General features: G+C 63.1%; 14 protein-coding genes. 9 read left to right on the top strand and 5 right to left on the bottom strand.

Annotated elements, in window-relative coordinates; all coding sequences use genetic code 11:
• The first annotated feature begins 210 nt into the window (after window positions 1–210).
• The 4 genes from AC5STB_RS15455 to AC5STB_RS15440 are packed head-to-tail and all read left to right on the top strand — an operon-like array spanning window position 211 to window position 2,396.
• Window positions 211–1,074 carry an MBL fold metallo-hydrolase gene (locus AC5STB_RS15455; protein WP_495443693.1) on the top strand — a complete coding sequence of 288 codons (864 nt, stop codon included), beginning with the start codon at window positions 211–213 and terminating at the stop codon, window positions 1,072–1,074.
• A 22-nt stretch (window positions 1,075–1,096) separates the two neighbouring features.
• Window positions 1,097–1,525 (top strand): YeeE/YedE family protein, encoded by a 429-nt coding sequence (locus AC5STB_RS15450; RefSeq protein ID WP_495443692.1) that lies wholly within the window; start codon window positions 1,097–1,099, stop codon window positions 1,523–1,525.
• A complete protein-coding gene (locus AC5STB_RS15445) occupies window positions 1,525–1,959 on the top strand; it encodes a DUF6691 family protein (RefSeq protein ID WP_495443691.1) in 435 nt (144 codons plus the stop codon). Before AC5STB_RS15450 ends, AC5STB_RS15445 begins: the two co-directional genes overlap by 1 nt.
• A gap of 11 nt (window positions 1,960–1,970) precedes the next feature.
• Window positions 1,971–2,396: a protein tyrosine phosphatase family protein gene (locus AC5STB_RS15440; protein WP_495443690.1), complete on the top strand. Its 426-nt coding sequence runs from the start codon at window positions 1,971–1,973 to the stop codon at window positions 2,394–2,396.
• Between the two features lie 81 nt (window positions 2,397–2,477).
• On the opposite strand, the gene AC5STB_RS15435 is transcribed toward AC5STB_RS15440, so the two are convergent.
• The 5 genes from AC5STB_RS15435 to AC5STB_RS15415 form a co-directional block, all read right to left on the bottom strand.
• Entirely contained in the window at window positions 2,478–3,803 is a 1,326-nt protein-coding gene (locus AC5STB_RS15435; protein WP_495443689.1) for a FliM/FliN family flagellar motor C-terminal domain-containing protein, read from the bottom strand.
• Window positions 3,804–3,886: 83 nt separating this feature from the next.
• Window positions 3,887–6,565, bottom strand: a complete 2,679-nt coding sequence (locus tag AC5STB_RS15430; protein WP_495443688.1) for an ATP-binding protein — start codon at window positions 6,563–6,565, stop codon at window positions 3,887–3,889.
• Window positions 6,565–6,897 (bottom strand): hypothetical protein, encoded by a 333-nt coding sequence (locus tag AC5STB_RS15425; RefSeq protein ID WP_495443687.1) that lies wholly within the window; start codon window positions 6,895–6,897, stop codon window positions 6,565–6,567. Before AC5STB_RS15425 ends, AC5STB_RS15430 begins: the two co-directional genes overlap by 1 nt.
• Entirely contained in the window at window positions 6,894–7,274 is a 381-nt protein-coding gene (locus AC5STB_RS15420) for a response regulator transcription factor (RefSeq protein ID WP_495443686.1), read from the bottom strand. Before AC5STB_RS15420 ends, AC5STB_RS15425 begins: the two co-directional genes overlap by 4 nt.
• Window positions 7,275–7,363: 89 nt before the next feature.
• Window positions 7,364–8,662 carry a helix-turn-helix domain-containing protein gene (locus AC5STB_RS15415; RefSeq protein ID WP_495443685.1) on the bottom strand — a complete coding sequence of 433 codons (1,299 nt, stop codon included), beginning with the start codon at window positions 8,660–8,662 and terminating at the stop codon, window positions 7,364–7,366.
• A gap of 231 nt (window positions 8,663–8,893) precedes the next feature.
• Here AC5STB_RS15415 and AC5STB_RS15410 point away from each other — a divergent pair, with 231 nt between their 5' ends.
• The 5 genes from AC5STB_RS15410 to AC5STB_RS15390 all read left to right on the top strand — a co-directional run bounded on the left by AC5STB_RS15410 (window position 8,894) and on the right by AC5STB_RS15390 (window position 14,195).
• Window positions 8,894–10,240 carry a substrate-binding protein gene (locus AC5STB_RS15410; protein ID WP_495443684.1) on the top strand — a complete coding sequence of 449 codons (1,347 nt, stop codon included), beginning with the start codon at window positions 8,894–8,896 and terminating at the stop codon, window positions 10,238–10,240.
• Window positions 10,241–10,369: 129 nt separating this feature from the next.
• Entirely contained in the window at window positions 10,370–11,392 is a 1,023-nt protein-coding gene (locus AC5STB_RS15405) for a branched-chain amino acid ABC transporter permease (protein WP_495443683.1), read from the top strand.
• A gap of 3 nt (window positions 11,393–11,395) precedes the next feature.
• Complete coding sequence (locus tag AC5STB_RS15400; protein ID WP_495443682.1) at window positions 11,396–12,601, top strand: branched-chain amino acid ABC transporter permease; 1,206 nt, start codon at window positions 11,396–11,398, stop codon at window positions 12,599–12,601.
• A 12-nt stretch (window positions 12,602–12,613) separates the two neighbouring features.
• Window positions 12,614–13,369 (top strand): ABC transporter ATP-binding protein, encoded by a 756-nt coding sequence (locus tag AC5STB_RS15395; RefSeq protein WP_495443681.1) that lies wholly within the window; start codon window positions 12,614–12,616, stop codon window positions 13,367–13,369.
• 70 nt (window positions 13,370–13,439) lie between these two features.
• Window positions 13,440–14,195 carry an ABC transporter ATP-binding protein gene (locus tag AC5STB_RS15390; RefSeq protein WP_495443680.1) on the top strand — a complete coding sequence of 252 codons (756 nt, stop codon included), beginning with the start codon at window positions 13,440–13,442 and terminating at the stop codon, window positions 14,193–14,195.
• Window positions 14,196–14,217: the final 22 nt, after the last annotated feature.

Genomic DNA, 14,217 nt, shown 5'->3' with positions numbered 1-14,217 from the left:
TCCGGCGGTTTTTTGCGCATCTTTTCCGCTCTCCTTCCGGTATTGCCAAGAAAATACGCGGCCACAGCATAGTCCGGAGCCCCGGCGGCCCGCCTTGACACAAATCAGACGGCTGCGATGATTTCACCGGGCAGCAGTTTCCGGGCCGTCCTGCTTGAAACATATTCTTAAATCTATATATGATTTCTCAGATCCAAGGGAGAGCAAGAAATGACCCCCGCCGTCAAAGCCTTCTTCGACGAAGCGACCAACACAGTGTCCTATGTGGTGCGCGAACCCGAAGGCTCAGCCTGCGCCATTATCGACTCGGTTCTGGACTACGACCAGGCAGCCGGGCGCACCTGTACTGCATCGGCAGATGCGATCACTGCGTGGATACAGGAAGCAGGCCTCCGGGTTGAGTGGATCCTGGAAAGCCATGTCCACGCCGACCACCTGTCCGCGGCGCCCTACCTGCAGAACCAGATGGGCGGCAAAATCGGCATCGGCGCGCAGATTACCGTGGTTCAGGACACGTTCGGCAAGGTGTTCAATGAAGGCACAGAGTTCCAGCGCGACGGCAGCCAGTTCGACCGGCTGTTCCGCGAAGGCGACAGTTTCATGATCGGCCAGATGCGCGGCGAGGTGCTGCACACGCCGGGCCATACACCTGCCTGCCTCACCTATGTGATCGGCGATGCGGCCTTTGTCGGCGATACGCTGTTCATGCCCGACTTTGGCACCGCGCGCTGCGATTTTCCGGGCGGCTCCTCTGCGGATCTGTTCAACTCGATCCATAAAATCCTGTCGCTGCCGGATGAAACCCGCGTGTTTGTCGGCCACGACTACAAGGCGCCGGGGCGCGACGAGTTTGCATGGGAAACCACCGTTGGCGAACAGAAGGCGCTGAACGTGCATGTCGGCGCCGGCCGCAGCATCGAGGATTTTGTTGAAATGCGCGACGCCCGGGACGCGACGCTGGGGATGCCGCGGCTGATCCTGCCGTCGCTGCAAGTCAACATGCGCGCCGGCCAAATGCCGGAGCCGGACGAACAGGGCGACGTGTTTCTGAAAATTCCGGTCAACAAGCTCTGACCGGGCAAGGAGACAGGCAGACATGGAAGCGGATTGGATCTGGGGATTGGGCGGCGGGCTTCTGATCGGCCTCGGCGGCGCGGTCTATCTATTGGGCAACGGCCGCATCATGGGGGCCAGCGGCATCCTCGGCGGTCTGCTGGATGGCAGCGGCAGGTCCACCGCGGCGGAGCGGATTGCCTTCATCGCCGGGGTGGTTCTGGTGCCGCTGCTGATCACCCTGCTTTCCGGGCACGCACCCGACACACATGTCACCGGTAATGCCGCAGTGCTGATAAGCGCAGGCCTGCTGGTGGGGATCGGCACGCGGGTGGCCAACGGCTGCACCTCCGGCCACGGGGTTTGCGGCATCTCCCGGCTGTCCCTGCGCGGCCTTACGGCCACTGCCGTCTTCATGCTGGCCGGGATACTGACACTGGCGGTTCTGCGCCAGCTTCTGGGGGTGATCTGATGCTGCGTATCGTTCTGGCGTTGTTTGCAGGCGGGCTGTTTGGCACCGGACTGATGCTGTCGGGAATGACTGACACGGCGAAGGTGCAGGGCTGGCTGGATATCTTTGGCAACTGGGATCCGGCGCTGGCCTTTGTGATGGGCGGCGCGCTGCTGCCGATGGCGCTGGCCTGGCGGCTGGCGGAGGGGCGCAGGCCCGTGGCCGGCGGCGGCTTTCCTGCGGCGCCGAAAGCGGATGTGAACCGGCGATTGATCTTGGGTTCTATCCTGTTTGGCGCCGGATGGGCGCTGGCGGGCCTGTGTCCCGGCCCTGCCATCGCCTCGCTCAGCTACAACGGCTGGCCGGGGGTCTTGTTCTTTGCCGCGATGGCCTGCGGCATGTTGGCCGCCCCAAGGCTCAGCCGGCATCTGGACCGGACCACGGCAAACGCGTAAAGACTTAGCCCATGGATGCACGCGTAATTACCCCCCGCTATTCGGTCTCGCCGCAGATCTCTGCCGAGGACCTGCCCGCCATTGCCGATGCCGGCTACAAGACGGTGATCTGCAACCGCCCGGACGAGGAAGTTCCCCCCAGCCACCAGGCCGAAGCCATCCGCGCCGCCGCAGAGGCCGCGGGACTTCGGTTCGAGCTTCTGCCGCTCACGCATCAGACGATGACACCGGACAATGTGGCGCGGCAGCGAGAGCTGTACGAGGGCTGTGAGGGGCCGGTTCTAGCCTACTGCGCCTCTGGCACGCGCTGCTCTGTAGTTTGGGCGCTGAGCCAGGCCGGTGATTTGGCGGCCGATGATATTTTGAAAAAAACCGGGGCGGCGGGATACCAGCTGGATGGATTGCGCCCGGCGCTGGAGTCTCTGGCGGGCGGCTGAACGGCTGAAGGAGCCGGGGCGTCTGCAGTTCCGGCCGCATCTGCCAGGCCTGGCGCGGTGTCTTTCAAAGAGCTGAAGGACTCAGCTTTCGGGCAGCCCGCCGTCCAGCCCCGCCAGCTGCGAAATATCAAGCGCATCCCCGGCCGGGAGATCACCCAGGTCATCCGCTGGCAGATCGGCGAGTTCAGGCAGGTCGGACAGATCGGGCAGCCCGCCTCCGAGACTGTCCATGCTCATTGCATCCCCGTCTTCGAGCGCGGGCATGCCCATGGGGTCCATTTCGCCACCAAGCCCGTCACCGCCGAGCGCGGGCAGGCCGCTGTCAGCGCCCAGGTCCAGGGCAGCCGCATCCAGCCCCGCCTGCCCATCCAGCGCGGGCAGGCCCATGTCATCCATCGGGTCCTGCAGCCCCTGTGCCGCAATCCCCATATCAAGCGGCGGCGGGCTGCCTGGCAGCGCCTCCATTCCGCCGCTTTCAGAAAAGGCCATAGCGTCTGTCTCATTGCTGCTGCGATGGCCGGGATTGGAGACATTCAGGCGCACGGCGCGGGAGCCGTTCATCTGGCCAAGGCGCCCCTTGGCAACCGATTTTCCGCCAATTGTCAGAAGGTCCGTTTCATACAAAAAAGCCGAATCCAGCGCCAGCGTATCACCGACCTTGAGGCCTGCGAATTTGCGCAGCGGCACCGGCATCTTGCATAAGACCGCAGACAGCTCTGCCCGGATTGAATCGAGGTTTGCGCCCAGCGAAGGCCCCGGGGCACCGCTTTGCCCGCCGGTCATCTCCTCTACTGTGGGTTCCGGCAGAATCAGCTTCATCACCCCCTGCATGGCGCCGCATGCCAGGTCGATGTTCAGTTCGATGACACGGTAATCATCAGCCTCCATCCCCAGCACCAGGCTGCGCACGGTCTCGACCTGCGCACCGAAACGGTAGCCGGAAAACAGTGCCTGGTCCGCCTGGCCGTCCAGCATCGCAACAACCTTGGCAAAGGTGCGTTCCAGGAATTCCGCGGTCATCGCGGCGTCAGTGGGGGTGTAATGGCGCTCACCCGGCGCCTTGCCGATCACCGCGCCGATAGTTTGCTTTTGAATGAGAGCGGTGACAGTGGCCGCATCCATACAGGCAGCACCCATGCGGCCATGCGGGCAATCCAGCACCACCATTAGATCCTTGTCGGACAGCTGCGCAGCCAGATCATCCGACAAACGGTTGGACTGGCGCGCGGCCAGTACCGCCATCGGCAGATCGCACAGATCCGCGGCCGCGCGTGCGACCGAACGGCGCAATGCCTTCAGGGTCAGGGAACTGGTCAGCCCCCCGGCGCCTTCCTTGGTCGCCGCCAGCTTGCGTGCAAGCACACTCTGCCCGCTGCTGCCTGCCTCTGCTGCTTCTGTTTCAGACATAGGCTGTTTAACCTGCCCCTTGCGCGTCCCGTTTGCCCTGTTTTACCCGGAAGGGGGTTAACAACTCCTGTATAGGGCCGGGTTTACGCCGCCTTTTCGCCCGCTGCCGGCAGGGAAACCCGGAACGCGCCGCCGCTGCGTCCCGGCAGATAAAACACATCACCGCCAAGCCGTTGCATGACCTCGCGGCAGATTGCCAAGCCCAGTCCCGCGCCGCCAGCCCGTTCAGGGCTGACGCGCGCGAATTTCTCAAAAATCATCTGCTGGGAATCCGCCGGAACACCGCCGCCGTTGTCGGTAAAATCAATTTGCAGCCGCCCGGCCACCGCGCTGGCTGATATCGTCAGCTCCGGATCTTCTGCGTCGCAGTATTTCTGGGCATTGGCAATCAGGTTGATAAACACCTGCGCCAACCGGTCGAGGTCGGAAGAAATACGGAAGCCCTCGCTCTCGGGGTCGCGCCGGACCCTGAGCGGCCGCTCTGAGCCCGCGAGTGCCGCGGCTATCGCGTGATCCAGCACTTCGGTCAGGGTGCCTGCTGACATGTTAAGGCTGACCTGCCCGCTTTCCAGCACGCTAAGATCCAGCAGGTCATTCAGCAGCCGGGTCAGCCGCAGCGTTTCATCGTGAATGATACCGGCATAGTGGCGCTGTTCCTGCGGACCAAGCTGCCCGTCGTCGCGCAGGATCTCCGAAAATGCCCGGATTGAGGTCATCGGCGTCCGCAGCTCATGGCTGACCTGGCTGAGGAAGGCATCTTTCTGCGCCGAAATCTGGGTGAGCTTTTCGTTTGTTTCCCTCAGCTTGCGCGCAGTTGCCGACAGCTCCGCCGATTGCGCTTCCAGGCGGCTGGAATACTCCAGCATCTGCGCCGTCTCATCCGCAACCGCCAGCAGATCCGCCACAGACACCGACGATCCGCCGGCGATCTGGCCGATCATCGCATGCGCCGCCGCGGCCCCGATCGACGCGCTCAATTCGCGTTCCAGCCGTTCCAGAAAGGCGGGTGTCGGCTCCGGCAGCGGCCCGCGGCCGCCCTGGCGCAGCCGCTCGCGCTCAAAGAATGCCTGCGCCTCCGCAGCACCCAGGATCCGCTGCGACATGATCATCAGATCCTCGCACTGCGCCACCGATCCGGTCCAGCCGCGCGGGCCTGCGGAATGGTCAAACACGTTGACGAATTGGGCGCCCTGCAGCCGTTCCAGCGGGCTGGGAAACGTCATCAGCGACACCAGGCAGAACGCCAGCGCATTGAGGCTCATCGACCACATCACCGCATGCACCGTCGGGTCCATCCCTTCAATCCCGAACAGCGCCTCAGGGCGCAGCCAGCTGAGACCAAAGAGGCCATGGCGCAGGATATGCTCCGGCAGCAGCCCGCCGCCCAGGGCGGGCAGCAGCATGGTATAAAGCCAGATGCCGAACCCCACGGTCAGCCCGGCCAGGGCGCCGCTGCGGGTGGCGCCGCGCCAGAACAGCCCGCCGACCAGCGCCGGCAGGATCTGCGCCACCCCGGCAAAGGAGATCAGGCCGATCACGGCCAGCGCCGCCGCGCCGCCAGAGAGGTGGTAGTAGAAATATCCCAGCGCCATGATCACCGCGATCGACACCCGGCGCGACAGCAGCACCACGTCGCGCACATCGCCGGAGACCGACGCCTGACGGCTTTGCAGCCGCAGCCAGACCGGCATCACAATGTGGTTCGACACCATCGTCGACAACGCCATGGCTGCCACGATCACCATCGAGGTGGCGGAGGAGAACCCGCCCAGGAAGGACAGCATCGCAAGCCCCTGCTGCCCCTGCTGCAGGGGCACCGTCAGCACGAACATGTCGGGGTTTGCCCCCGCAGGCATCAGATCCAGGCCCACCGCGGCAATCGGCACCACGAACATCGAGATCAGCAGCAGGTACAGCGGAAACGCCCAGGACGCGATCCTCAGGTGGCGTTCGTCTTCATTTTCCACCACCATCACCTGAAACATCCGCGGCAGGCAGACAAACGCCGCTGCTGCCAGAAAGGTGACCGCAGCCCAGCGGCTGCCATCAACATTCCATTGGCCGATCTGCGAGGCATCTATGCGGGCCAGTGTCTCACCGACCCCGCCAGCCACGCCCCAAACCACAAACACCCCGACGGCCAGCAGTGCTGCCAGCTTGACAACCGCCTCCAGGGCCACAGCGGTGACAACGCCATGGTGGCGCTCATTGGCGTTCAGGTTGCGGGTTCCGAACAGAATGGCGAACACCGCCAGCCCGGAAGCGACCCAGAACACCGTCGAGGTTTCGTTATAGCCGCGCAGCGGATCGGCCTCGGCAAAGATCGCAAAGGACAGCGTAACAGATTGCAGTTGCAGGGAAATATACGGAGTAACGCCAATCACCGCGAGAATGGTGACGCCGGCCGCAAGCAGGTTCGATTTGCCATAGCGCGACGACAACAGGTCGGCAATGGAGGTGATCCGCTGGCTGCGCCCGATCCGCACCAGCTTGCGCAGGCCCCACCACCAGCCGATCATCACCAGCGACGGACCCAGGTAGATCGTCACGAACTCCAGCCCTGAGCGTGCCGCATATCCAACGGCGCCATAGAACGTCCAGGCAGTGCAATAGACCGACAGTGACAAGGTGTAGATCAGCGGCGACCGCATCCAGGCGGCACTGCGTCCGCGGGTGGCCAGCCGGTCGGCCCAGAAGGCAATAAAAAACAGAAAGGCCACATAGGCCAGGCAGACAAAGGCGAGCAGGTTCAGCGAGGCCATCAATCGCCCGCTCCGCTGTCCGGCGGCGGCCCCTCGTCCGGCCCGCCGCCGGTCCAATGGTCCGCCCATCGCTGCACGGCAAGACTGAACACGAAACAGGCCGCGATCAAGCCGGCCCAAACCGCAAAGACATAGATGATCGCCGCCGACATGCTGACGCCGCCGCGCCCGGCAGGATGGGACGCGGCCTCGGGCCACAACAGCGGCAGCGCCAGCAGCAGCGCCCCCAGCACCGGCAGCAGCCGGGCGATGTCCATCAGGCGGCGGCGGCGGTAGGTCTGGCGCTCTGAGCGGGAGCCGGTCTGCGCCTTGTGGCCGCCGTCCCGGGTCATCCCTGCCCGGCCTGGGCGTGCAGATCGCGCACGGCTGTCAGCACTTCGGCGTTGGAGAACGGCTTGGTCATGAACCGGGTGACACCCGCCTTCTCAGCCATTTCGCGGTCCCGCATCTGGCCGCGGGCGGTCAGCATCAGCACCGGCAGGGTCTTCATCCCCTCGCCGCCGCGCAGTTCGCGCACAATTTCCAGCCCGCTTTTGCCCGGCAGCATCAGATCCAGAATCACCAGGTCGGGATCGGCATCCCGGATCACCTCCACCGCAGTGGCGCCATCGGTATGCACATCCACGCTCCAGCCGTCGCGGGTCAGAAGAAAGCGGATCGCCTCGGTGATATTCGGCTCATCCTCGATCAGAACAACATGCCTGCCCATCAGCAGAATTTCCTCCAAGCGCGGTCCCTGGCCTCCCGCCGGGCCGCGCATTCATTTTTGCGCAGGTTAGCCGCCGGCCTGCACCAGTGTCAAAACTCTTCCTTCAGGATCGATGGCTCACGGCGCGCGTTACAGCCCCGGCGCGGGCAGATCCGGCAGCTGGCGCCCACCGGCTGCGGATCTTGCGCATCCTTGGCACCAGGCAGGATCAGCATCACTGCGCGGTACAGGGGGTCTTCGCCGAAATCCGGCTGGGTCTGCGGCCAGGCCACGGCCAGGCAGTCAAAGGCAGCTGTATTGCGCCCCTGCTGCACCACGTTGCGCCGCACCGGCACATGCGGATTGACCAGAGCGGTATAGAGCGGCCACAGCGGGCAGGAGGCGCCAAAGCGCGGCATGGCAAACCCGGTGACGGGCTTGCGGAACAGCAGGGTGCCTGAGGCATCGCAGATCACCAGCCCGGCTTCGTGGCCCAGAACCTCCTCCGGCAGTGCGGCCAGGCGGCGCAGCACCGCAGGCAGCCCGCAGCCGAACCGGCGCGCCAGCGCCGCAGGTGCAATCCCAGCGGACTGCAGTTCACGCTCCAGCGCGTTCAACGGCATCACCCGGGCATCGGCCTGGTACTGTTCCAGCGCCGCCCGGGCCAGGCTGCGTGCCGCCTCGCTTGCCAGCGCCGGTGCGTTCCCCAGCAGCTCCTCAGGCTCTGCTGAACCATCCTCCAATGCCGGAAAATGGAACCCGTTGTCTTGAAAGAAGGCTTCTGCCTCTTCCTGCGGCATTCCGCGGCGGTCCTCACCAGCATCCCCTTCGTCCAGAAAACTGACGAGGGCGCGGCTGCTTTCCGACAGCCGCAGCGAATCCTCGTTCAGGTTTTTGTGAAACCGGTCCCGCCACTCGGGTTCCAATTCACCGGTTTCCGCCAGGATCGACGCTGTGGAGCGGATCGCGGCGGCGGTCGACAGCACCTCATGCACCGAGGCCGCCAGGTTGGGGTCATGCGCCAGCCGGTCCGAGAGCGTCTCGACCGTGCGTTCCAGCGTGGCGATGCGGCGGTGGCCTGCCGCCAGAACCTCAGCCCAGCCCGGAAAACGGCCCGCAAATTCATCGGCCCGGTCCAGCTCCGCCACCGGCACGCCACTGTCCGCCGCGGCCTCACGCAGGGTGGAGATCAGCGCCGCCTCCGCACCCTCGCTCAGCATCGAGGGCTCCACCCCCAGCACACCGGCGATATCAACCAGCAATTTGCCGCCGATTCTGCGCCGGTTGTGTTCAATCAGGTTGAGATAAGAGGCCGATATCCCCGCCTCCCGCGCTAATTCGGCCTGGCGCACCCCGAGGATGAGCCTGCGCTCGCGGATCCGGCTTCCGGTGAGTGTGTCGCGTGCCATGCGGACGGGCCTTCCAAAACACTTCCTTTTCAACGGCTTTCTGCAACGCAAAATAACTTTGTTTACAGAAACACGTAACCAGTTGTTCATTTCTTTACAGAATTTTCAAGCCCCAAAAGGGTTTTATTGCCTGAGTTTACATGACGCTCTCATACTGATTTTGCACGCAAAGTGCTGGTACCGCGCAGAAGTGAGGAGCTGCAAGGCACCGATCATATCAGGGAGGAATACATGTCCAAATTTGACGCATCACGCCGCAGAGTCCTTAAGACCGGCGCAATTGCAGGTGCCGGTGTGGCACTGCCAACCATCTTTACCGCCTCTTCCGCCGCGGCCTTTACCAATGAACCGACCGGCGGCACCGTCACCCTGGGCTTCAACGTGCCCCAGACCGGCCCCTACGCCGACGAAGGCGCAGACGAACTGCGCGCCTATGAGCTGGCCGTTGAGCATCTGAACGGCGGCGGCGACGGCGGCATGATGAACACCTTCAGCTCCAAGGCGCTGCAGGGGAACGGCATCCTCGGCAAAAAAGTCGAGTATGTGACCGGCGACACCCAGACCAAATCGGACGCCGCCCGTGCCTCCGCCAAGTCGATGATCGAGAAGGACGGCGCGGTGATGATCACCGGCGGATCGTCCTCAGGCGTTGCCATCGCGGTGCAGGGCCTCTGCCAGGAGGCAGGTGTTATCTTCATGGCCGGCCTCACCCACTCCAACGACACCACCGGCAAAGACAAGAAGGCCAACGGATTCCGACACTTCTTTAACGGCTACATGTCGGGCGCAGCACTGGCGCCGGTGCTGAAGAACCTCTACGGCACTGACCGGATCGCCTATCACCTGACCGCTGACTATACTTGGGGCTGGACCCAGGAAGAATCGATCGCCGCCGCCACCGAGGCGCTGGGCTGGCAGACCGTGAACAAGGTCCGCACCCCGCTGGCGGCCACCGACTTCTCCTCTTACATCGCGCCGGTCCTGAACTCTGGCGCCGACGTGCTGGTGCTGAACCACTATGGCGGCAACATGGTGAACTCGCTGACCAACGCGGTGCAGTTCGGCCTGCGCGAAAAAGTGGTCAACGGCAAGAACTTCGAGATCGTGGTGCCGCTTTATTCCCGCCTGATGGCCAAGGGTGCAGGCGAGAACGTCAAGGGCATCCATGGCTCCACCAACTGGCATTGGACGCTGCAGGATGAAGGCTCCAAGGCCTTTGTGAAATCCTTCGGCACCAAATACGGTTTCCCGCCGAGCCAGGCCGCACACACCTGCTATGTGCAGACCCTGCTTTATGCAGACGCGGTGGAGCGTGCCGGCAGCTTCAACCCCTGCGCCGTCGCGAAAGCGCTGGAAGGGTTTGAGTTCGACGGCATGGGCAACGGCCCGACCCTCTACCGCGCTGAAGACCATCAGTGTTTCAAGGACGTTCTGGTGGTGCGCGGCAAAGAGAACCCGACCTCGGAATTCGACCTTCTGGAAGTGGTTGAGGTTACCCCGCGGGCCCAGGTGGAATACGCACCGGACCACCCGATGTTCGCCGGCGGCAACCTCGGCGCCTGCAACCCGGGTGCATAAGCCAGTCGCAGGGCGCCGGAATTTTTAAAAATTCCGGGCCGGAGTCCGCACCGGACTCCGGCTGCCCCAACCGGCCCGTCCGCTCCCCCGCCGGGCGGGCCATCCCCAACCTGACGCACGGTGGGACCCATGGACGCCATTCTCTTGCAAATCCTGAACGGGCTGGACAAAGGCTCGGCCTATGCGCTGATCGCGCTGGGTTTGACACTCATCTTCGGCACGCTGGGCGTGGTGAACTTTGCCCATGGGGCACTGTTCATGATCGGCGCCTTCTGCGCAGTCACCCTGCAGCGCATCCTGAACCTCAGCTTTGAGCTTGTGGACGAAACCCAGAAGGATTTTCTGGGCAACCCGCTCAAGGTGAAAACCCCCTATGTAGAGGCCTGGTTCGGTCCCGACATCGGCGGCAGCATTATCGACTGGGCGGTGCCGCTGGCGATCCTGTTTGCGATCCCGATCATGATCGGCGTCGGCTACGTGATGGAGCGCGGGCTGATCAAGCACTTCTACAAACGCCCGCACGCCGACCAGATCCTTGTGACCTTCGGCCTCGCCATCGTGCTGCAGGAGGTGGTCAAATACTTCTACGGCGCCAACCCGATCCAAACGCCCGCGCCCGACGCGCTGAACGGCGTGGTGAACCTGGGTGCGGCCATCGGCATGGATATCGTCTATCCGGTCTGGCGCGTCGTCTATTTCTTCTTTGCGGTGCTGATCATCGGCGGCATATTCAGCTTCCTGCAGTTCACAACCTTCGGCATGGTGGTGCGGGCCGGCATGGCCGACCGCGAAACCGTGGGCCTTCTGGGCATCAATATTGATCGCCGCTTCACCATTATGTTCGGTATCGCCGCCGCCGTCGCGGGCCTCGCGGGTGTGATGTACACCCCGATCAACTCTCCCAACTACCACATGGGCATGGACTTCCTGGTCCTCAGCTTCGTTGTGGTGGTTGTCGGCGGCATGGGGTCGCTTCCCGGCGCGGTGCTGGCGGGCTTCCTGCTGGGCGTGCTCGAAAGCTTTGCCTCTATGAACGAGATCAAGTCGCTGCTGCCCGGCATCGACCAGATCATCATCTACGTGGTCGCAATCATCATTCTGCTGACCCGGCCGCGGGGCCTGATGGGCCGCAAAGGCGTGATGGAGGAATAAGACATGTTCGGACTAGACAAAAAAGACACTTCAAAGCTGATCATCGTCGCCTGCCTCGCACTGCTTGCGCCCTTCATCCTGAACCCATTCCCAACGGACAGCGCGCTGGCGCAGTTCAACGCGGGCTATCCGGATTTGATGCAGCGTTTCGTGATCTTCGGGATCTTTGCTATCGGCTTCAACATCCTCTTCGGCCTCACCGGCTACCTGTCCTTTGGCCATGCAGCCTTCCTTGGCGCAGGCTCCTACTCTGCCGTCTGGATGTTCAAGCTGATCGGCATGAACGTGATCCCGGCCATCCTGCTGTCGGTGATCGTCGCGGGCCTGTTTGCGCTTCTCATCGGCTTTGTCAGCTTACGCCGCTCCGGCATCTACTTCTCGATCCTGACACTGGCGTTCGCGCAGATGTCCTTCAATCTGGCCTATTCGGTGCTGACCCCGATCACCAACGGTGAAACCGGCCTGCAGCTGACGCTGGATGATCCCCGCATTCTGGGCGTCTCCGCCACCGCGGACGGCTCAATCCCCGTGACCAACCTGTTCGGGCTTGAGATGCGTTCCACCTTCGAGATGGCCGTCGGCCCCTGGGCCTTCCAGTTCAACGCCGGCTATTACCTGTGCGCGCTGATCATGCTGGTCGCCTTCTACCTGTCGATCCGCATCTTCCGATCGCCCTTTGGCATGATGCTGCGGGCCGTGAAGTCCAACCAGCAGCGGATGAACTACACCGGGCTCAACACCCGTCCCTATACTCTGGCGGCTTTTGTAATTTCAGGCATGTATGCAGGACTTGCAGGCGGGCTGATGGCCTCAATGGACCCGCTGGCAGGCGCTGAACGGATGCAATGGACTGCCTCCGGCGAGGTGGTGCTGATGACCATCCTCGGCGGTGCCGGCACGCTGATCGGTCCGGTGCTGGGCGCCGGCTTCATCAAGTACTTCGAGAACATCTTCTCCAAGATTAACGACAACGTTCTGCACACCTGGTTCAGTTTCCTGCCGGACGGGATGGAGGACGCGGTGGTCTTCATCATCCACCCCTTTATCGGCAAAGGCTGGCACCTGACCCTGGGCCTCTTGTTCATGCTGGTGGTGATCTTCCTGCCCGGCGGCCTGGTTGAAGGCGGCCAGCGGATCAAGGGCTGGCTCAGCGGCCGCAAGGCCAAGAACGGCAGCTCTGCTGCCCAAGAAACCAACCCCGCGGAATAAGGAGACAGAACAATGGGTATCCTTGAAGTCAAAGACGTGGGGAAACGGTTCGGCGGGCTGCAAGCGCTGTCCGACGTCAATCTCAGCGTCAAGGAAAACACAGTCCACGCCATCATCGGGCCGAATGGCGCAGGCAAGTCCACCCTTCTGAACTGCCTGGTGGGCAAGCTGATCCCCGACACCGGCTCCGTCATGTTCGACGGCCAGTCGGTTCTGGGACGCGCGCCTTACGAGATCAATCAGATGGGCATCAGCCGCGTGTTCCAGACGCCGGAAATTTTCGGCGACCTGACGGTGCTTGAAAATATGATGATCCCCTGTTTTGCCAAACGCGACGGCGCGTTCGAGCTGAACGCCCTGTCTGCCGTGCTCAAGCAAAAGGACATTCTGGAGCGAGCCGAAAACATGCTGGAAGAAATGAACATGGCGGACAAGCGGCACATGCATGCCGCCGCCATGTCCCGCGGCGACAAGCGGCGGCTGGAGATCGGCATGTGCCTGAGCCAGGAACCGCGCCTGCTGCTGCTGGACGAGCCCACTGCCGGCATGGCGCGGGCCGATACAAACAACACCATCGACCTGCTGAAGCAGATCAGCGACGAGCGCGACATCACCATCGCCATCATTGAGCACGACATGCATGTTGTGTTCAGCCTCGCCAACCGGATCACTGTTCTGGCGCAAGGCACCCCGCTGGTCGAGGACGATCCGCAAAACATCCGCGGCAACCCGAAGGTGCGCGAAGCGTATCTGGGCGAGTCGGCATAAGGAGGAACGTCACTCATCCCGAAAAGCGGGAACCGGTTCTCGGACAAGATGAGTGAGAAAGGATAAAGTCATGAATGTGAAACCCGATTTCTCCAAAAATGCCAACGCGGCCACCACCGCGCCAGCCTTCCTGTCAGTCTGGGATGTGCACGCCTATTACGGCGAAAGCTACATTGTGCAGGGCATCAGCTTTAACGTCCACGAGGGCGAGATCCTGGCCCTATTGGGCCGCAACGGCGCTGGCAAAACGTCCACTCTGCGCTCAATCGCACGCACGGGCTCCCCCATGGTGACCCGCGGCGAGATCTGGCTGGACCACAAACCGCTGCACAAGATGGAATCGCATGAGGCCGCCGCAGCCGGTCTGGGCCTGGTGCCCGAGGACCGCCGTATCATCCCCGGCCTGACGGTTGAGGAAAACCTGCAACTGGCCCAGATCGCCCCGCCCGTCGGCTGGTCGCTGGAGCGCCTGTACGACCTGTTCCCGCGCCTTGGCGAGCGCCGCAAGCAGGAGGGGGTGACGCTGTCGGGCGGCGAGCAGCAGATGCTGGCGATTGCCCGGGCCTTGGCCCGCGACATCAAGGTGCTCTTGCTGGACGAACCCTACGAAGGCCTCGCCCCGGTGATCGTCGACGAGATCGAAAAGACCCTCATCCACATCAAGGAACAGGGCATGACAACCATCATTGTCGAGCAGAACGCGGTCCGCGCCCTGGAACTGGCGGACCGTGCGGTGATCCTCGATACCGGCGGTATCGTCTTTGACGGCACCGCCGCCGAGGTGCTGGAAAACGAGGAGCTGCGTGCCGAATACCTGGCAATCTGAGTCCGCGCCGGGCAGGCGCGCT

It is taken from the genome of Leisingera sp. CC-HEC093 (assembly GCF_059429195.1).
The sequence above is the reverse complement of the archived record's forward strand: the minus strand, read 5'-3'. Positions and strand labels throughout refer to the sequence as shown.